Source organism: Ruegeria sp. BB6, from assembly GCF_056539385.1.
The window spans coordinates 674,439-691,112 of the sequence record NZ_JBQFUW010000001.1; the positions used below are offsets into that span (position 1 = coordinate 674,439).

At 57.7% G+C, this 16,674-nt stretch carries 20 protein-coding genes; 9 read left to right on the forward strand and 11 right to left on the reverse strand.

Translation table 11 applies throughout. The features are described from left to right. Positions 1-14 precede the first annotated feature (14 nt). The 4 genes from ACR0B7_RS03305 to ACR0B7_RS03320 form a co-directional block, all read right to left on the reverse strand. Positions 15-2,693, reverse strand: coding sequence for a sensor histidine kinase (locus ACR0B7_RS03305; protein WP_170484670.1), 2,679 nt, complete (start codon positions 2,691-2,693; stop codon positions 15-17). After that, positions 2,681-2,992 carry a hypothetical protein gene (locus ACR0B7_RS03310; protein ID WP_170484667.1) on the reverse strand — a complete coding sequence of 104 codons (312 nt, stop codon included), beginning with the start codon at positions 2,990-2,992 and terminating at the stop codon, positions 2,681-2,683. The genes ACR0B7_RS03305 and ACR0B7_RS03310 overlap by 13 nt, the downstream gene beginning before the upstream one ends. Next, positions 2,989-3,369 carry a response regulator gene (locus ACR0B7_RS03315; protein ID WP_170386560.1) on the reverse strand — a complete coding sequence of 127 codons (381 nt, stop codon included), beginning with the start codon at positions 3,367-3,369 and terminating at the stop codon, positions 2,989-2,991. The genes ACR0B7_RS03310 and ACR0B7_RS03315 overlap by 4 nt, the downstream gene beginning before the upstream one ends. Positions 3,370-3,447: 78 nt before the next feature. Beyond that, positions 3,448-4,743 carry a helix-turn-helix transcriptional regulator gene (locus ACR0B7_RS03320; RefSeq protein ID WP_170484665.1) on the reverse strand — a complete coding sequence of 432 codons (1,296 nt, stop codon included), beginning with the start codon at positions 4,741-4,743 and terminating at the stop codon, positions 3,448-3,450. A 216-nt stretch (positions 4,744-4,959) separates the two neighbouring features. Between ACR0B7_RS03320 and ACR0B7_RS03325 the strand changes: the two genes are divergently transcribed. The 4 genes from ACR0B7_RS03325 (at position 4,960) to aat (ending at position 8,189) form a co-directional block, all read left to right on the forward strand. Then, complete coding sequence (locus tag ACR0B7_RS03325; protein ID WP_170484663.1) at positions 4,960-5,496, forward strand: LuxR C-terminal-related transcriptional regulator; 537 nt, start codon at positions 4,960-4,962, stop codon at positions 5,494-5,496. Between the two features lie 152 nt (positions 5,497-5,648). Further along, positions 5,649-6,149 (forward strand): acetyl-CoA carboxylase biotin carboxyl carrier protein, encoded by a 501-nt coding sequence (gene accB, locus ACR0B7_RS03330; RefSeq protein ID WP_170484661.1) that lies wholly within the window; start codon positions 5,649-5,651, stop codon positions 6,147-6,149. A 9-nt stretch (positions 6,150-6,158) separates the two neighbouring features. Continuing rightward, positions 6,159-7,508, forward strand: coding sequence for an acetyl-CoA carboxylase biotin carboxylase subunit (gene accC / locus ACR0B7_RS03335; RefSeq protein ID WP_170386548.1), 1,350 nt, complete (start codon positions 6,159-6,161; stop codon positions 7,506-7,508). A gap of 48 nt (positions 7,509-7,556) precedes the next feature. Further along, complete coding sequence (gene aat / locus ACR0B7_RS03340) at positions 7,557-8,189, forward strand: leucyl/phenylalanyl-tRNA--protein transferase (protein WP_170484659.1); 633 nt, start codon at positions 7,557-7,559, stop codon at positions 8,187-8,189. Here the strand turns inward: aat and ACR0B7_RS03345 are convergent. The 6 genes from ACR0B7_RS03345 to ACR0B7_RS03370 all read right to left on the reverse strand — a co-directional run bounded on the left by ACR0B7_RS03345 (position 8,144) and on the right by ACR0B7_RS03370 (position 11,893). Beyond that, on the reverse strand, positions 8,144-8,512 hold the full coding sequence (locus tag ACR0B7_RS03345; protein ID WP_170386542.1) for a DUF2155 domain-containing protein: 369 nt from the start codon (positions 8,510-8,512) through the stop codon (positions 8,144-8,146). The two genes, aat and ACR0B7_RS03345, sit on opposite strands and share 46 nt — an antisense overlap. After that, positions 8,509-8,961: an outer membrane lipid asymmetry maintenance protein MlaD gene (gene mlaD / locus ACR0B7_RS03350; protein ID WP_170484657.1), complete on the reverse strand. Its 453-nt coding sequence runs from the start codon at positions 8,959-8,961 to the stop codon at positions 8,509-8,511. The genes ACR0B7_RS03345 and mlaD overlap by 4 nt, the downstream gene beginning before the upstream one ends. A gap of 12 nt (positions 8,962-8,973) precedes the next feature. After that, the gene (locus tag ACR0B7_RS03355) at positions 8,974-9,357 is read right to left on the reverse strand and encodes an NADH:ubiquinone oxidoreductase subunit NDUFA12 (RefSeq protein WP_170484655.1); all 384 of its coding nucleotides are present in this window, start codon (positions 9,355-9,357) and stop codon (positions 8,974-8,976) included. A gap of 79 nt (positions 9,358-9,436) precedes the next feature. Beyond that, entirely contained in the window at positions 9,437-9,799 is a 363-nt protein-coding gene (locus ACR0B7_RS03360; RefSeq protein ID WP_170414487.1) for a RidA family protein, read from the reverse strand. A 61-nt stretch (positions 9,800-9,860) separates the two neighbouring features. Further along, positions 9,861-11,126 (reverse strand): ATP-dependent Clp protease ATP-binding subunit ClpX, encoded by a 1,266-nt coding sequence (gene clpX / locus ACR0B7_RS03365; RefSeq protein ID WP_170386531.1) that lies wholly within the window; start codon positions 11,124-11,126, stop codon positions 9,861-9,863. Between the two features lie 134 nt (positions 11,127-11,260). Beyond that, positions 11,261-11,893 (reverse strand): ATP-dependent Clp protease proteolytic subunit, encoded by a 633-nt coding sequence (locus ACR0B7_RS03370; RefSeq protein ID WP_039970058.1) that lies wholly within the window; start codon positions 11,891-11,893, stop codon positions 11,261-11,263. 345 nt (positions 11,894-12,238) lie between these two features. Here ACR0B7_RS03370 and ACR0B7_RS03375 point away from each other — a divergent pair, with 345 nt between their 5' ends. Beyond that, positions 12,239-12,580, forward strand: coding sequence for a metalloregulator ArsR/SmtB family transcription factor (locus ACR0B7_RS03375; RefSeq protein WP_170386528.1), 342 nt, complete (start codon positions 12,239-12,241; stop codon positions 12,578-12,580). A gap of 22 nt (positions 12,581-12,602) precedes the next feature. Here the strand turns inward: ACR0B7_RS03375 and ACR0B7_RS03380 are convergent, their stop codons facing one another. Then, entirely contained in the window at positions 12,603-13,658 is a 1,056-nt protein-coding gene (locus ACR0B7_RS03380) for a metal ABC transporter solute-binding protein, Zn/Mn family (RefSeq protein ID WP_170484653.1), read from the reverse strand. Between the two features lie 92 nt (positions 13,659-13,750). On the opposite strand from ACR0B7_RS03380, the gene ACR0B7_RS03385 reads away from it, so the two are divergent. From ACR0B7_RS03385 to ACR0B7_RS03400, 4 genes are all read left to right on the forward strand, one after another. After that, complete coding sequence (locus ACR0B7_RS03385; RefSeq protein ID WP_170386521.1) at positions 13,751-14,230, forward strand: transcriptional repressor; 480 nt, start codon at positions 13,751-13,753, stop codon at positions 14,228-14,230. Between the two features lie 26 nt (positions 14,231-14,256). Further along, complete coding sequence (locus ACR0B7_RS03390; RefSeq protein ID WP_480680985.1) at positions 14,257-14,976, forward strand: metal ABC transporter ATP-binding protein; 720 nt, start codon at positions 14,257-14,259, stop codon at positions 14,974-14,976. Next, the gene (locus ACR0B7_RS03395) at positions 14,976-15,770 is read left to right on the forward strand and encodes a metal ABC transporter permease (protein WP_170414471.1); all 795 of its coding nucleotides are present in this window, start codon (positions 14,976-14,978) and stop codon (positions 15,768-15,770) included. The genes ACR0B7_RS03390 and ACR0B7_RS03395 overlap by 1 nt, the downstream gene beginning before the upstream one ends. 74 nt (positions 15,771-15,844) lie before the next feature. Next, positions 15,845-15,982 carry an entericidin A/B family lipoprotein gene (locus tag ACR0B7_RS03400; protein WP_170386514.1) on the forward strand — a complete coding sequence of 46 codons (138 nt, stop codon included), beginning with the start codon at positions 15,845-15,847 and terminating at the stop codon, positions 15,980-15,982. Positions 15,983-16,674 lie beyond the last annotated feature (692 nt).

Sequence of the window (16,674 nt, forward strand, 5' to 3'; positions counted from 1 at the left end):
TCTTTACGTCGGAGCTATTGTGCGGCTTGTCTGTAAGCAAGCGGCACTCTGACACGGAAGGCTGCACCCCCCTGCCCGGGCAAATAGCTGATTTCCCCACCAAGACGCTGCATGATCTCACGGCAGATTGCCAAGCCCAGACCTGCTCCGCCTGCCTTGTCGCCCCCTACTCGGGCGAATTTTTCAAACACCATGGAACGGGCTTCGGGTGGAATTCCGCTTCCGTTATCCGCAAAATCAATCACGACTTGCCCGCCGACGTCGTGCGCCGAAATAGTCAAGACCGGCTCGTCAGCGTCACAGTATTTCTGCGCGTTGGAGATCAAATTGATGAACACCTGCCCTAAACGATCCAAATCTGTGTGCAGGGGGATGCGTTCAGAGGTTTTCGATCGGCGCACCGTCAGGGACTTGCTGGTACCGGCCAAGGCGCTGGATACAGCCCGATCCAACACCGAGCGCAGGGTATCCCCGCCCATATTCAGGTTGACCTGACCGCTTTCCAGAACACTCAGGTCGAGCAAATCGTCAAGCAATCGTGTCAGCCGTAGAGCCTCGTCATGGATGATCGCGGCATAACGTGTCTGCTCCTCAGGGCTAAGTCCGTCGGTGTCTCGCATGATCTCGGAAAAGGCGCGGATCGAGGTCATGGGCGTCCGCAATTCGTGACTGACTTGGCTGAGGAAGCTGTCTTTCTGCTCAGAAATCTGCGTTAGTTTGGTATTTGCCTCTCGCAATTGCAGTGCAGTGCGACTGAGCTCTGCGGATTTCACCTCTAGCTGGCTGGAATACTCAAGCAACTGAGCGGATTCGTCGGCCACCGCCAACAAATCCTCGACCGACACCGAAGACCCGCCGACAATCTGGCCGATCATGGCATGCGCCGTCGCCGCCCCGACCGAGCCGCTCAATTCACGCTCCAGACGCTCTAGAAAGGCGGGTGTTGGTTCGGGCAGGCTGGACCGTCCGCCTTGTTGTTCGGCTTCGGCCTGAAAGAACTCCTGCGCGGGACCAGCCCCCAGTATTCGCTGGGTCATGATCATCAGATCCTCGCTCTGCGCAACTGAGCCGGTCCACCCGCGCGGCGCGACAGAGTGGTCAAAGACGTTGACGAACTGTGCGCCCTGCAAGCGTTCCAGCGGGCTGGGAAAGCTCAGCAGCGACGCCACGCAGAAAGCGACGGTATTCAAGGATAGCGACCACATGACCGTATGGACCATCGGATCCATACCTTCGATCCCGAACAACGCCTGCGGCCGCAGCCAGCCGATCCCGAACGGACCGTTCTGCAGAACCGAGTCGGACATCAGCGCCCCACCCATCCCGGGCAGTAGCAGCGTGTAGATCCACAGAAGGAACCCCACGGTCAGCCCGACCAGCGCGCCTGTTCGCGTTGCCCCACGCCAGAACAAACCTCCGACCAGAGCGGGCAGAATCTGAGAAATCCCAGCAAAGGCCACAAGTCCGATTGAGGCAAGCGCCGCGCCGCCACCGGACAGCCGATAATAGAAATAGCCCAGCGCCATGATAGCCGCGATTGAGACACGGCGCGCGACCAATACAACGTGCCGAACGTCGCCGGATACGGACCCCGACCCCTCCTGAGTGCTTAACCAGATCGGCATCACCAGGTGGTTCGAGACCATGGTCGACAAGGCCATCGCCGTGACGATCACCATCGACGTGGCCGACGAGAAACCGCCAATGAAGGACAGCATGGCCAGCCAGTCATTGCCCTGCGATAGGGGTACAGTCAGAACAAACAGGTCCGGGTTTGATCCTTCCGGCAACAGGTCCAGACCCACCACGGCGATCGGCACCACAAAGAGGCTCATCAACAACAGGTACAACGGAAACGCCCACGCCGCTGTCCTCAGGTGTCCTTCATCTGCGTTTTCAACCACCATGACCTGAAACATGCGCGGCAGGCAGACAAAAGCCGCAGCAGACAAGAAGATGAACGTCGTCCAGCGCCCCGCGTCCACGTTCCATTGACCAATCTCCGAGGCGTCTATGCGATCCATCATCGGCCCAACGCCGCCTGCGACCCCCCAGACGACAAAGATGCCGACCGCCAGCAAAGCGAACAGTTTGACCACGGATTCCAACGCGATAGCGGTCACAACCCCGTGGTGACGCTCGTTCGCGTCCAGGTTTCGTGTCCCGAACAGGATGGCGAAAACCGCTAGCCCAGCGGCCACCCAAAACACGCTCGACCCTTCTCGGTAAAGGCCGGACGGATCGGCCTCGGCAAAGATCGAGAACGACAAGGTGATGGATTGCAGTTGCAGGGCGATATAGGGCGTACCACCAAGCACCGCCAGAATGGTCACGCAGATCGCCAGCGTATTCGACTTGCCATACCGGGACGAGATCAGGTCAGCGATCGAGGTCACCCTTTGGCTGCGCCCGACCCTGACCAGTTTCCTGAGCCCCCACCACCAACTGATCATGACCAGCGTGGGACCCAGATAAATCGTCACGAACTCCAGCCCTGACCGGGCAGCATTTCCGACCGCGCCGTAGAATGTCCATGCCGTGCAGTAGATCGACAGCGACAGCGTATAGATCAGCGGGGATCGCAGCCACGCGCCACGCCCAGCGGCTGCCATTCGGTCAGCGGCAAAGGCCACACCGAACAAAAGAACCACATAGCCCAGACACACAAGGATCAGAAGGTTCAGCGTTGCCATCGGTCCGCGTCCGGGTCGGTGTCATCCCGCGCCGCCGTGCGACGGGCGGCGAAGCCAAAGATCAGGCTAATCAGTATCAACAGCCCCCAGCAGGTAAAGATATAGAGGATGGCCGACGACAAAGTGACCGCCCCGGTTTCCCCCGGCTCGGGCCAAAGCAACGGAATTGCGATCAGCGCAGCCCCGAGAATCGGCAACAACCGGGCCGCATCCGTCAACCGACGACGACGATAGCTTTGGCGTTCCAGAAACAGCGAAGGCCGAACACCCTGAGGCTGCCGATCTTCGCCATTGCTCATGATTGTGTGGCCTGCGCGTGCAGATCCCGCACGGCGGTCAGGACCTCGGCATTGGAAAACGGCTTGGTCATAAAGCGGCTGACGCCCGCACTTTCGGCCATTTCGCGATCCCGAAGCTGGCCGCGTGCGGTTAGCATCAAGACCGGCAGACCCCGAAGGTCCTCCAACTCGCGCAGATCGCGCAGAATATCCATGCCGCTTTTGCCCGGCAGCATGACATCCAAAATAACAAGATCAGGATTTGCGCCCTGAATGACCTCGACAGCGTCCGATCCTTCGGCGTGCGTTTCGACCTGCCAACCCTCACGCGTCAGCAGAAACCGAATGGCCTCGGCGATGTTCGGCTCATCCTCAATCAGTAGAACCTTACGGCTCATATGTTTCATTCCTCCCCGTGACAGGATACCCATCCGCAGTCCTGTCTGTGCCAGCTTACGCCGTCTGTCAGGAAAGTGTCAAAAGCCTTCGCTCAGAATCGACGGCTCTCGGCGCGACTCGCAGTCAGCGTTCGGACATACCCTGCAACTTGGCCCGACCTTGGCAACCGGCTGGCCGCCCTGCCCGCCTTCTTCGACGGAACGGACCAGCATGACCGAGCGGTAGACAGGCGCGTCGTCATACCCGGAGATCGTTTGCGGCCACGCATAGGCAAAGCAATCGAACTCGGCGGCAGAACGGCCTAGCTGCACGATACGCTTGCGGATCGGCACCAAAGGTCGGTTCAACGCCTGAAACAAAGGCCACAAAGGACACGCTTCACCAAAGCGCGGCATCGCAAATCCCGGCACCGACTTGGTAAACAAGATACTTCCAGACGCGTCACAAACGACCAGCCCGGTCGGACGTGACAGAACCCCGTCGGGCAATGCTGCCAAGCGCCGCAGAACCGTCGCAATGTCCACTGAAAACTGTGCTGCCAGCCTGATTGGGTCAGGCTCGGCACCAGCCAGAGAATCTATTACTGCTTCCAATGGCATGGCCTTCGCGTCAGCCGCATAAATGTCCAAAAAGCCACGAGTCACAGTTTTCGCAGCCACAGAATCCATCTCGCTCAGGTCTATTGCAGCGATCTCTCCTCCGGCCTCAACCTCGGGAAAGTGGTGCCCGTGCTGTTCAAAAAATGCCTCAACCTCCTCAAGAGGAACGCCCCGGCGGTCATCGGCACTGTCAGAATCGTCCAGATAGGCAACCAAAGACTTGGAACTGTCGGCAAGGCGTTCGGCATCTTGGTGCAAGTTTCGATGAAAGCGGTCCTGCCATTCCGGTTCGATTTCCTGCGTCTCGGCCAGAATCGCTGCGGTCGAACGAATCGCAGCCGCCGTGGACAGAACCTCATGCATCGAGGCGGCCAGATGTGGATCATGGGTTAAGCGGTCGGACAGGGTTTCGACCGTCCGCTCAAGCGAGACAACGCGCCTGTGCATCTGGGCCAGCACAGCAGCCCACCCCGGAAAGCGCCCCGCGAACTCCTCCAGACTGTCGACTTCGGCCTGCTGCCCCACCGCATCCGCGGCAGCCTCGCGCAGCGCGGAAATAAGCGTCGCCTCCAGCCCCTGCGTCAGCAGCGAAGGTTCAACAGCCAGAGCCGAGGCGATATCGACCAGCAGCTTGCCGCCAATCCTGCGGCGATTGTGCTCGATCAGGTTCAAATACGAGGCCGAGATCCCGACCTGACGCGCCAGCTCTGCCTGACGCAGACCCGCGATTTGTCGCCTCTCTCGGATACGGCTGCCTGTCAGCGTGTCGCGCATGCTCTCGCTCCTCCCCAAGCGAAACCCATCTTCTCAAGCCTTCAGTCTTTTCTGAACTCTATATTGTTTTCTATCTTTTAGACCTGAGTTTTCAAACCCAATTTACACCTTTGACAGAGTGTTTGCACAATCATGAGGAGCGTCCTGACGCCCGTCAGCACCACAATCTGCGTGCTACCCCTTCTAATTCCAACCAATTCCCGGCACGATACCAGGATGAGTGATGCTGCCTTTGAATATGCTCCTATCGGATTGGTCGAGTTGGAAAACCGTATCATCCGTCGCTGCAATCTGCAGTTTGCTCGCACCTTCGGCGGGGACGAAGCCGAATATCGCAACATGCCCCTGCTGCATCTTTATCCCTCGGTCGCGGATTGGGAACGCATTGGTGCTCGCAGCCTTCAGGTCATGCGCGATACCGGATATTACACGGACGAACGCGTCATGCGGCGGCGAAATGGTGACTTGTTCTGGTGCCGCGCGCGCGGTCGCTCACTGACCCCGGACGATCCCTTCCGCCACGGCATCTGGAGCTTTTCCGACATCTCGGAAGAACGCCCATTGGTCGAATTGACCACGCGGGAACGCGAAGTCGCGATTTTGTCCTGCCGCGGCCTGTCTGCCAAGGAAATCGGCGTCGAACTTGGCTTGAGCTATCGCACCATCGAAGCATACCGCGCGCGCCTTCTCGAGAAATTCGGGGCGCGTAAACTGCCTGAACTCGTCGCGAAACTTTCCGGAATGCCTCTCTGACCCCTTTCGCCCCTCGCAATCTTCGTTAAAACCCCCATCTGACAGGCCGAGACTGCGCTTTTCATGACCGAGCGCATGGCTTATAACGCTGCGTAATCAGACCAAAGCCCGCAAGACACAGACGGGCCATAGGGGAACCGTCGAGGACACTCATGACAGAAACCAAACACGAAGCGGATGTGGCATTCATCAAGGCATTGGCCGAATTGCTGCGCGAGAACGACCTGACCGAGTTGCAGGTCAAACGCGAATATGGCGAGGAAGACAGCCTGAATGTACGCGTCAGCCGCTTGTCGCAAACCGCTGCCGTAGCCCCGGTTCAGGTGGCAGTTCCGACTGCGGCCCCCGCTGCACCTGCTGCTCCGGCCCCGGCTGCTGCTGCCGAAGCACCGGCCGCCGCTGAAGACCCAGCCAGCCATCCGGGTGCGGTAACCTCGCCGATGGTCGGCACCGTTTACATGCAGCCCGAACCCGGCGCGCCCGCATTCATCTCGGTCGGCGCATCCGTGTCCGAAGGCGACACGCTGCTGATCGTCGAAGCCATGAAAACCATGAACCACATCCACGCGCCCAAGTCGGGCACCATCAAGCGCATTCTCGTGGGCGACGGTGATGCCGTCGAATTCGGCACTCCTCTGGTCATCGTTGAGTAAGGCGGGCCCATGTTCGACAAGATCCTGATTGCCAACCGAGGCGAGATCGCCCTGCGCGTCATCCGCGCTGCGCGCGAGATGGGGATAAAGACGGTCGCCGTCCATTCCACCGCCGACAGCGACGCAATGCATGTGCGCATGGCGGACGAGTCGGTCTGCATCGGCCCTCCGCCCAGTCCGCAAAGCTATCTGTCCGTGCCCGCGATCATCTCGGCCTGTGAAATCACAGGCGCGCAGGCGATCCACCCCGGCTATGGCTTCCTGTCCGAGAACGCTGAATTCGTGCAGATCGTCGAGGACCACGACATCACTTTCATCGGCCCCACCGCCGAACATATCCGTGTGATGGGTGACAAGATCACCGCCAAGGACACGATGAAGGCGTTGGGCGTGCCGTGCGTTCCCGGCTCGGACGGTGGTGTTCCCACACTGGAAGACGCCAAGCGCATTGGTGAGGAATTCGGCTATCCCGTCATCATCAAGGCCACCGCCGGTGGCGGCGGACGTGGCATGAAAGTCGCGCAGACCGCCGATGAGATGGAAAGCGCCTTCATGACCGCGCGGGCCGAAGGCAAAGCGGCCTTTGGCAATGACGAGGTCTATATCGAGAAATACCTCACAACGCCGCGCCATATCGAGATTCAGGTCTTTGGCGACGGCAAAGGCAAAGCGGTTCACCTGGGCGAACGTGACTGCTCGCTACAGCGCCGCCACCAGAAAGTGTTTGAAGAGGCTCCCGGCCCCAGCATCACCCCCGAAGAACGCGCCAAGATTGGTAAAATCTGCGCCGACGCTGTGGCCAAGATCAACTATATCGGCGCAGGTACCATCGAGTTCCTGTATGAAAACGGCGAGTTCTATTTCATCGAAATGAACACTCGCCTGCAGGTGGAACACCCTGTAACCGAAGGCATTTTCGGCGTCGATTTGGTGCGCGAACAAATCCGCGTGGCCGCAGGCGAGGACATGTCCTTCGGTCAAGACGATCTGGAAATCAACGGCCACGCCATCGAGGTTCGGATCAACGCAGAAAAGCTGCCCAACTTCTCACCCTGCCCCGGCAAGATCAGCGCCTATCACGCGCCCGGCGGTCTGGGTGTGCGGATGGATTCAGCGCTTTACGACGGGTACTCGATCCCGCCCTACTACGACTCGCTGATCGCCAAGCTGATCGTGCAGGGCCGCGACCGGGCAGAGGCACTAGCGCGTCTGGAACGCGCCTTGGGTGAATTGATCGTGGACGGAATCGACACGACTGTGCCGCTATTCCATGCTCTGCTGCAAGAAGCCGACATCCACAGCGGCGACTACAACATTCACTGGCTGGAGCATTGGCTTGCGGAGAATATGGCCGAGTAACACAACCACTTCGAGGGGCTTTTGCCCCTCGAACGTCGGACTGTCTGCATGAGCCTTTCTCCCGAACTCCTGCTACATGGTTATTCCATCGGCATTTTCCCGATGGCCGAACACCGTGACGACCCGGACTTGTTCTGGGTCGACCCAAAGTTTCGGGGTGTAATCCCTCTGAACGGGTTCCACATATCGCGCAGCCTTGCGCGGCGAATCCGCAAATGCGGGTTCTCAGTTACGATCAATCAGGGCTTCGCTGGTGTTGTCGACGGCTGTGCCGACCGCGCCGACACCTGGATCAATGCAGAGCTTCGGGATCTGTATCAACGCCTTCACCAATCCGGCCATGCGCACTCATTAGAAGTCTGGGACGGCCCCGCGCTTATCGGAGGTGTCTACGGAGTTTCCCTGGGCGCTGCGTTCTTCGGTGAAAGCATGTTTTCGCGGCGAACGGATGCCTCGAAAATTGCGCTGGCCTATCTGGTCGATCGGCTAAGGCGCACCGGTTTTTTGTTGTTCGACACCCAATTTCTAACCGCGCACTTGGCTTCACTGGGCGCGATTGAAGTTCCGCGCTCTGAATACAGGCAGGCCTTGGAAGTGGCTATCAACGCCAGCGCAGACTTCACCGCAGAGCTGGATCAGTCGCCGGACGGCGTTATACAGCGGATCACCCAGACATCGTAACGTGAATGATCCAACGCATTCAGCGCCGGGGAAGTGGCGATCATCCATCCGTCAAACAGTTGATCTGTCTTGCCCTTTTCCCAAATCGTGAGATAGGCGAAAGCGTCCCCGGTCGGGTTTTCTGCCGGATAGCGGCAATCGCCCAAAGCAACATCCAAGCCGAATATCGCTTCGGTCTGACCGCTCTGCATCTCGACATCAACGGTCTGTCCGCTCACCTTATCCAAACCACGCAGCATCGCGCCCGGACCAGATTGGACCTTTTGCTGGGCTGCTGCGCCCGTGGACACAAGCAGCGCTGCAATCAGAAATAAACGCTTCATTCGCTGCCATCCCCGGCCACGAATTTGACCAGAAGCGAAATCAGGCTGACCGCACCCTGCGTATCCTCGACCTGATCACCGGGTTCAAAGAAGAAGGGCGATCCACCGGGCATTACCTCGACAAAGTTTCCGCCCAGCAAACCTTCGGACGAGATGACGATCGCGCTGTCATCCGGCACCAGTATCCCGTCAGAGATCGAAAAAGTTGTGTCCGCGCGATAAGTATCGGGGTTCAGTTCAACACCTGTCACGGTCCCGATCTTAACGCCGGCAAGTCGAACATCGGTGCCGACACCGACACCCTCAAGCGATCGGAAGGATGCACCCAATTCGTACCCCGGCCCGCTTTGCGACAGGCCGGTTGACTGGCTGGCATAAACGCCAAAAGCCACGGCACAGGCAAGAACGGCCCCGCCCACCAGGACTTCGGTTACATTATAGCTCGACATTGCTCGCCTCGCTTATTCTGGGGTCCATGCCTCATAGTCCGAACGCTCGACCGGGTCAGGTCGGCGCAACGAACCCGCAGGCGCATAGGCCAGGGCTGTACCTGTCAAATTTTCCTGATGCGGTTTTTCCCAGGACTTATGCTGCAACGGCTTGTCCGTTGGAGGCTCATCCCAGGTCCGGTGCAACCATCCATGCCAGTCAGGGTCAATCCGGCTGGCCTCAGCCTCACCATTGAAAATAACCCAGCGTTTGCTGTCGTCGGAATTGCGATAAAAAACATTGCCTTCGTTATCTTCGCCAACCTTCACTCCCTTACGCGCAGTGTAAATCTGCGTATTCAGAGTGGCCCCGTTCCACCAGGTTACGGCCCGCAAAAGACTGTTCAGGATTCCCATCGTCTGACTCCGGCATTTCTGTTCCTGCAGATATGGACCAAAGGCTCGCCAAGGTCCAGTGCCACACGGACCACAGCCGCTATTCCGGCAGATATGCGGTCACTTCGATTTCGATCCGGAACTTCGGATCGATCAATGCACATTCAATCATCGTTGTCGCCGGAGGGTTTTCCCCAAACGTTTCACGGAGGATCGGCCAGCAGGGTTCAAATTCGCTTTTGTCAGGCAGCATGTATGTCACGCGCACCACATCCGCAAAGCTGGCGCCGGCTTCTCTCAACGCCTTTTCGATCACCTCAAGTGCAGATCGGCACTGTTCAACAACACCGTCACCCTGCCCGACCGTACCAGAGACATGAACCCATCCGCCTGCCACAACAGCGCGGCAATAGCCGACCTTGGCCTCAAATTCTCCGCCTGACGAAATCCGTTTGATTGCCATACCGCCCTCATAAGAAAACGGCGCGGGTGAACCGCGCCGAATGTGCCTGAAATCTTTGGAATTATCCGGCCGAGGCAGACTCGGCCGCATCCGCGTAAATGATCAGCGGTTGCGAGTCGGAAGACACCGCTTCTTCGTTCACAACGACCTCGGTCACGTTTTTAAGACCTGGAAGCTCGAACATCGTATCCAAAAGGATGTCTTCCAGGATCGACCGCAGACCACGTGCACCGGTTTTCCGTTCAATCGCTTTCTTCGCGATCGCTTTCAGCGCGTCATCCGTGAAGGCAAGTTCAGCGTCCTCAAGCTCAAACAGACGCTGGTATTGTTTGACCAGAGCGTTCTTCGGCTTGGTCAGGATGGTCACCAGCGCGTCCTCGTCCAAGTCTTCCAGCGTTGCCAGAACCGGCAGACGACCGACGAATTCCGGGATCAGACCGAACTTCAGCAGGTCTTCGGGCTCAAGGTCTTTGAAGATTTCCCCGACGCCACGCTCATCATTGTCGCGCACGTCTGCACCAAAGCCCATCGCCGAGCCCTTGCCGCGCTGAGCGATGATCCTGTCCAGACCGGCAAACGCACCGCCGCAGATGAACAGGATATTCGTGGTGTCCACCTGCAGGAATTCCTGCTGAGGATGCTTGCGCCCACCTTGCGGCGGCACGCTGGCCACGGTGCCTTCCATCAGTTTCAGCAACGCCTGCTGTACACCTTCACCCGATACGTCGCGCGTGATCGAGGGGTTCTCGGACTTGCGCGTGATCTTGTCGACCTCGTCGATATAGACGATGCCGCGTTGCGCGCGTTCCACATTATACTCAGACGCTTGCAGCAGCTTGAGGATGATGTTCTCGACGTCCTCACCCACGTAGCCGGCTTCGGTCAGCGTGGTTGCATCCGCCATTGTGAACGGCACATCCAGAATCCGCGCCAGCGTTTGCGCCAGCAGCGTCTTCCCGCAACCGGTGGGACCGATCAGCAGAATGTTGGACTTGGCCAGCTCAATATCGCTGCCCGCTTTCTGCGCATGGTTCAGACGCTTGTAGTGGTTGTGAACCGCCACCGACAAAACCCGCTTGGCCGTAGCCTGACCGATCACATAGTCGTCCAGAACCTCGCAAATATCCTTGGGCGTCGGCACCCCATCTGAGGACTTCAGGCCGCTGGCTTTGGTTTCCTCGCGGATGATGTCCATGCACAGTTCGACGCATTCATCACAGATGAAAACTGTGGGTCCGGCAATCAGCTTGCGTACCTCATGCTGGCTCTTGCCGCAGAAGCTGCAGTAGAGCGTGTTCTTGCCGTCACCGCCTGAATTCGTCGCCATGTTCTACCTTTCGGACTTCGTCCCTGCGGCCCCCGCCTGAGCGTGTGTACCGCCTGTTGATGCAGCTTAGGCCACCACAAAGGCGGCTACAATCTCAAAAATGGCCCCCACGCCGTTGACGCGGGGACTTATCTTCAAGCCTCATCGCCATCCATTTTGGCGCGATTTTCGACGATTTCGTCGATGTGACCCCAGTCTTTCGCTTCTTCCGGGCTCATGAAGTTGTCCCGATCCAGCGCTTTTTCAACAGCCTTTTTGGTCTGCCCGGTGTGGCGCACGTATATATCATAAAGGCGATCTTTCAGTTTCTGCGTCTCGGCCGCATGAATCATGATGTCGCTCGCCTGGCCCTGGTAGCCGCCGCTGGGCTGATGAACCATGATACGGCTGTTTGGCAGAGAAAAGCGCATTCCCTTCTCGCCGCCGGCCAACAAAACCGACCCCATCGAGGCCGCCTGACCGATCACCAGAGTTGAACATTTCGGCTTGATGTACTGCATTGTGTCGTAGATCGACAATCCGCTGGTAACCACACCACCCGGAGAGTTGATATAGATCGAGATTTCCTTGTTCGGGTTCTCAGCCTCAAGATGCAGCAACTGCGCAACGACCAGATGGCTCATTCCGTCATGGATCGGACCGTTGATGAAAATGATCCGCTCTTTCAATAGGCGCGAGAAAATGTCGTACGCGCGTTCCCCACGGCTGGTCTGCTCAACAACCATCGGGACGAGCGTATTCATATAGGTATCAACGGGATCGAACATTAGGAACCTGCCTGCTTTGCTATGGATCGGGACATTACCCGAAGAAACGTTACCTGAGTCTTAGTGTCGCCACCCAAGGGCTGCAAGGGGGGCCGATTACTTCTGACCAAGACAGCGTGTTTTCGTCTGCATCAACGCCCCATGGTCGTTTCGTGCAAACACATCGTGACGCGAAACAAAGCAAGCGGCTGTTAAAGTTGGCAGGCGGACTTTTTCTCATCACGTCATTTTGATTCATGCATATGGAAATGCGTTGCCAAAATATATAAGTGGGCGGCGCGCGCAGGCGATCATCGAAGACACAGCAGACTCTCGTCCATGACCGGACCAACAGGGAATACACAAATGGCACTGCCCCAGATTTCACAGGAATCGTTTTCCGACAACATTGAACTTATTGCCGGAAGCGCCACGCGTGCGTCGAATTTCCTGAAGGCCATCAGCCATGAAGGTCGTCTTATGATCCTGTGCCACCTTGTATCTGGCGAGAAATCCGTGACCGAGTTGGAGGAGCTGCTTTCCGCTCGACAGGCCGCTGTATCGCAGCAACTGTCGCGATTGCGGCTCGAAGGATTGGTAACGCCTCGTCGGGAAGGCAAGGCGATCTTCTACCGGCTGGCCGATGACCGCCCCCGTCGTATGCTCGAAGTCGTTCACGAACTTTTCTGCACCGAGGAGGCGGCCTGACTCTGTCATAGGCTCTCAGACTTTACGACCCGTTGGCGCATCCCATGTATCCGCTGGCCATACCGCGCAGCAAATTGGCATAGTGTTTTGCACCGGGCTCGATAGATACTCCGATCGGGTCCAACTCAAAGATTGTCACGTCCGTCCCTTCGATCGCGGTTTTCACCAGCCGCGTATCGAACTGAGGTTCAACGAAGGCGCAATTGATCCCATCTTTGGCAACCTTGTCCTGCAGTGCCGCCAGCCGTGCGGGACCGGGATCGCTTGCATCCCCAAGGCTGACTGAGCCGGACGTCTCCAAACCAAACCGCTTCTCGAAATATTGATAGGCATCGTGAAAGGTAATGAAGCGACGGCTCTGCATTTCAGCCAAATCTGTTTCGATCTGTTCGCGTAGGTTGATCAACTCGGCATCAGCCGCCGCCGCATTTTCCCGGTACAACTGCGCATTGTCAGGGTCGGAAGATGCCAAGGTTTCAGCAATCACCTGAACCCAAACTCGAGCGTTCTCGGGATCAAGCCACGCATGCGGGTCTACCCCATCGTGATCGTGCCCGTGATGATCTCCTTCATGAGCAGCGTGGTCGTCGTGATCATCATGACTTTCGTGATCCGCGTGATCGTCGTGGTCAGCGTGATCGTCATGGTCAGCGTGATCATCGTGGTCCGCGTGATCGTCGTGGTCCGCATGATCGTCGTGGTCGTCATGATCTTCACCATGGTCACCAGCGACCACATCCCTGAAGTCAAAAAGAACAGTGCCGTCTAACTCCAGCAAGGCGATATGCTGCGCTTCTGCGGAAAGCGTGCCAAGTGGCTTTTCCATCCACGGCGTCAATTCATCTCCAACCCAGATCACAATGTCCGCCGATTGAAGCGCCCGCGCCTCAGACGGTCGCATCGCATGGTCGTGCGGCGAAGCGCCCGGCGGAATAATCAACGCGGGTTCACCCACACCGTCCATGACGCGCGCCACGAGGGAATGAACCGGCGCGATATCGACGGCAACTTTCGGGGGTTCAGCGGCAACCTGGCTAGCCAAAGCCGCACCAAGGACGCTTAGGGTTGATCGTAGCATATTCGCTCCAGAATGATATGTTATTACATTTCTCAATGGCTTGATATGCCCCACGTTATAACATATCAAGTCTAAAAAATGCGGAGCAGCGAATGAGCACCGTCGGATTCAGACAACATGATCACGCCCACTGCGTTCATACCGCCTTGGCGCAGGCCGAAGCAAAATGCAAAGCGCAGAGGCTGCAGTTCACCCCGGTCAGGCGCCGTGTATTAGAGATCCTTCTGGAAAAGCATAAAGCCATGGGCGCTTATGACATCCTTGGAATTCTGGCGGCCGAAGGGATGGGATCGCAGCCGCCTGTCGCCTACCGTGCGCTGGATTTTCTGGTTCAGCACGGCTTTGTGCACCGCATAGAACAGCTAAATGCCTACGCAGCCTGCGCACACCCGACCCATGACCACGTTCCCGCCTTTCTCATTTGCCGGTCTTGCAAAGCGGTCGCAGAAACTGAAACTGAACTGACTCAGGGGCGTTTAGGAGCCGCCGCAAACACATCAGGCTTTCTGATCGAACGAGTTGTTGTCGAGGCAGAGGGGCTTTGCCCCGAATGTATCGGGATGAAAGCGTGACCGACCCTCTGATAACACTTCAAGATATGACCATCCGCATTGACGGCAGGACGATACTCGAGCACGTAAATGCCTCGGTTTCCGCGCCAGAGATTGTGACGATCGTAGGTCCAAACGGGTCAGGAAAGTCTACCCTGTTGCGCGCGATGATCGGTGCCGTTCCACCAGCAGAAGGAGCAGTGGTTCGCAGACCGGGCCTTCGCATAGGGTATGTTCCGCAGAAATTGGCCTTGGACGCAGCCTTGCCCATGACAGTTCAACGCTTCCTGGGCCTCCCAAGACGAGTTTCTGCCAAAAAGGCGATAAACGCGCTTGAACTGGCCGGCGTTCCCGACCTTCGGAACAGGCAGATGACAAAGCTGTCCGGCGGTCAATTTCAACGAGTTCTGTTGGCGCGTGCTCTGTTGGAAAACCCGCAACTGCTGCTTCTGGACGAAGCCACGCAGGGGCTTGACCAACCAGGTGCAGCGGCGTTTTACCAAAGAATTGAGCAGGTTAGACATGACATTGGCTGCGCCATCGTCATGATCAGCCACGACCTTCACGTCGTTATGGCAGCATCCGACCGGGTTCTTTGCCTGAATGGGCACATATGCTGTGAAGGATCCCCGAGAACCGTTGCGGACGCTCCGGAATACCGCGCCCTATTTGGCAGCGGCACCAAGGGCACTATGGCGCTGTATCAACATCAGCACAGTCATTCCCACGACCACGATCACAATCACGCGCAGGACAAGGGCCACTGATGCTAGACGACTTCATGGTACGTGCGGCCCTCGCGGGTGTCGGCGTTGCAATAGCTGCCGCCCCGCTTGGGTGTTTCGTGGTCTGGCGGCGCATGGCGTATCTCGGTGAAGCCACCGCGCACGCCTCGATCCTTGGAGTTGCCTTGGCGCTGGCCTTTTCTCTGCCCTTGCTACCGGCGATTATCGCCGCGGCTCTGGCCATGGGGCTGGCAGTGACCCTGCTGAGGGGCAAGGGATTTGCGATGGACACATTGCTGGGTGTGATTGCGCACACGGCTCTGGCCGCAGGGTTGGTTACAGTGTCGTTGCTTGCTGACGTGCGTCTTGACCTCAGCGCGTTTCTGTTTGGCGACATTCTGGCGGTGACCAAAGGCGATCTGGCAACAATCTGGATCGGAGGCGCCGCCATTCTAGCCGTCATGATCCAGAGGTGGTCCGCCCTGCTGGTGGCCACTCTAAACCCAGACCTGGCATATGCCTCGGGCATTGATCCCAAGCGCGAGGAATTGTGGCTAACGCTGGCTATGGCACTGGCCGTTGCGGTGGCGATTAAAGTTGTCGGCATCCTATTGATCGCCGCGCTGCTGGTCATTCCGGCTGCGGGGGCTCGATCGCTTGTCAAAACACCGGAAACAATGGCTTTTTTCGCCGCAGGCATTGGCTCTTTGGCGGCATTGGTCGGGTTAGGAGGCGCATATCTGGCGGACACTCCTGCGGGTCCAAGCATAGTCTGCGCGGCCGCTTTGATCTTTGTCTCAACAGCCCTTTTGGGGCCAATAATCCGCAAGGATTAAGGCGAGAGCAAAACGCTGGCTACAGATTAAAAAAACTGTTAGGCACAACCGAAAGAACACCTATGGAGAACGCAATGATCCGCACAATTCTGATTGGATTGACCCTGTTGTCACTTACAGCCTGCGAAACGGCGAAAGGTGTTGGTCGAGACATTGAAAAAGCGGGTGATGCTATTTCCAACACTGCCAGCGATGTTCAGCAGGCAATCTGATCCTGACCATCATATTGCGGGACGGGCCCAACCAAGCCCAACATGTGGTTGATCCACACCTCCGGTCGCGGTAATGTACTGATACAGGTGCATAGACGCGGCATTGCATTTCTGACACGACCTCGGGGTTCTTGTGCACGCACAAGAACCCCGATCCCGTTCTAGAGGGGGTGGAGTGGCAGCCTGTATGAATCCAGAGTCCGGCAAAAGGAAAAGGCGTCAGGTGCGCAGACGCGGTCTTTGCACATGCCCTTGCGGACACTCCTGACGCCTTGCCGGGTCGACACGCCCGAGGGACGCTCCGATCCAGTTGTCCCGGCCCGGATCAGGGCCGAAACCGCCGCGCAGCGTCTGCGGACGCCTTGCAGCACGCACTGACCTTCTGTGAGGGTGATCAAGCGGCCGGGACCTGCGTCCAAGTCAATCAATCATCCACCGGTAAGCCTTTGTGAACAGACGCAAATCCTAAGACCCGCCACTTCCACACAGACCCCCTTGGCCTTTGCGTCCCGCCGCGGTTCCTAAGAACCTCTGCGGTGATTTGACTTTTGCATCCGGGTCAGAGTCCGACAAGAAAATAGCACTGCAGCATGGAAATTAGCCGTGGATAAAGTGTTGATATCCGCTGGGACCGTTTTGTGGACAACTCCAGAAACCGCGATCTTGTGCAGGTTTGATGAAGGAAAAGTTCA

Coding starts and splice junctions, on each gene's coding strand:
- ACR0B7_RS03305 (WP_170484670.1), bottom strand. CDS start 2,693: ATGGCAACGCTGAACCTTCTGATCCTTGTGTGTCTGGGCTATGTGGTT.
- ACR0B7_RS03310 (WP_170484667.1), bottom strand. CDS start 2,992: ATGAGCAATGGCGAAGATCGGCAGCCTCAGGGTGTTCGGCCTTCGCTG.
- ACR0B7_RS03315 (WP_170386560.1), bottom strand. CDS start 3,369: ATGAGCCGTAAGGTTCTACTGATTGAGGATGAGCCGAACATCGCCGAG.
- ACR0B7_RS03320 (WP_170484665.1), bottom strand. CDS start 4,743: ATGCGCGACACGCTGACAGGCAGCCGTATCCGAGAGAGGCGACAAATC.
- ACR0B7_RS03325 (WP_170484663.1), top strand. CDS start 4,960: ATGAGTGATGCTGCCTTTGAATATGCTCCTATCGGATTGGTCGAGTTG.
- accB (WP_170484661.1), top strand. CDS start 5,649: ATGACAGAAACCAAACACGAAGCGGATGTGGCATTCATCAAGGCATTG.
- accC (WP_170386548.1), top strand. CDS start 6,159: ATGTTCGACAAGATCCTGATTGCCAACCGAGGCGAGATCGCCCTGCGC.
- aat (WP_170484659.1), top strand. CDS start 7,557: ATGAGCCTTTCTCCCGAACTCCTGCTACATGGTTATTCCATCGGCATT.
- ACR0B7_RS03345 (WP_170386542.1), bottom strand. CDS start 8,512: ATGAAGCGTTTATTTCTGATTGCAGCGCTGCTTGTGTCCACGGGCGCA.
- mlaD (WP_170484657.1), bottom strand. CDS start 8,961: ATGTCGAGCTATAATGTAACCGAAGTCCTGGTGGGCGGGGCCGTTCTT.
- ACR0B7_RS03355 (WP_170484655.1), bottom strand. CDS start 9,357: ATGGGAATCCTGAACAGTCTTTTGCGGGCCGTAACCTGGTGGAACGGG.
- ACR0B7_RS03360 (WP_170414487.1), bottom strand. CDS start 9,799: ATGGCAATCAAACGGATTTCGTCAGGCGGAGAATTTGAGGCCAAGGTC.
- clpX (WP_170386531.1), bottom strand. CDS start 11,126: ATGGCGACGAATTCAGGCGGTGACGGCAAGAACACGCTCTACTGCAGC.
- ACR0B7_RS03370 (WP_039970058.1), bottom strand. CDS start 11,893: ATGTTCGATCCCGTTGATACCTATATGAATACGCTCGTCCCGATGGTT.
- ACR0B7_RS03375 (WP_170386528.1), top strand. CDS start 12,239: ATGGCACTGCCCCAGATTTCACAGGAATCGTTTTCCGACAACATTGAA.
- ACR0B7_RS03380 (WP_170484653.1), bottom strand. CDS start 13,658: ATGCTACGATCAACCCTAAGCGTCCTTGGTGCGGCTTTGGCTAGCCAG.
- ACR0B7_RS03385 (WP_170386521.1), top strand. CDS start 13,751: ATGAGCACCGTCGGATTCAGACAACATGATCACGCCCACTGCGTTCAT.
- ACR0B7_RS03390 (WP_480680985.1), top strand. CDS start 14,257: ATGACCATCCGCATTGACGGCAGGACGATACTCGAGCACGTAAATGCC.
- ACR0B7_RS03395 (WP_170414471.1), top strand. CDS start 14,976: ATGCTAGACGACTTCATGGTACGTGCGGCCCTCGCGGGTGTCGGCGTT.
- ACR0B7_RS03400 (WP_170386514.1), top strand. CDS start 15,845: ATGATCCGCACAATTCTGATTGGATTGACCCTGTTGTCACTTACAGCC.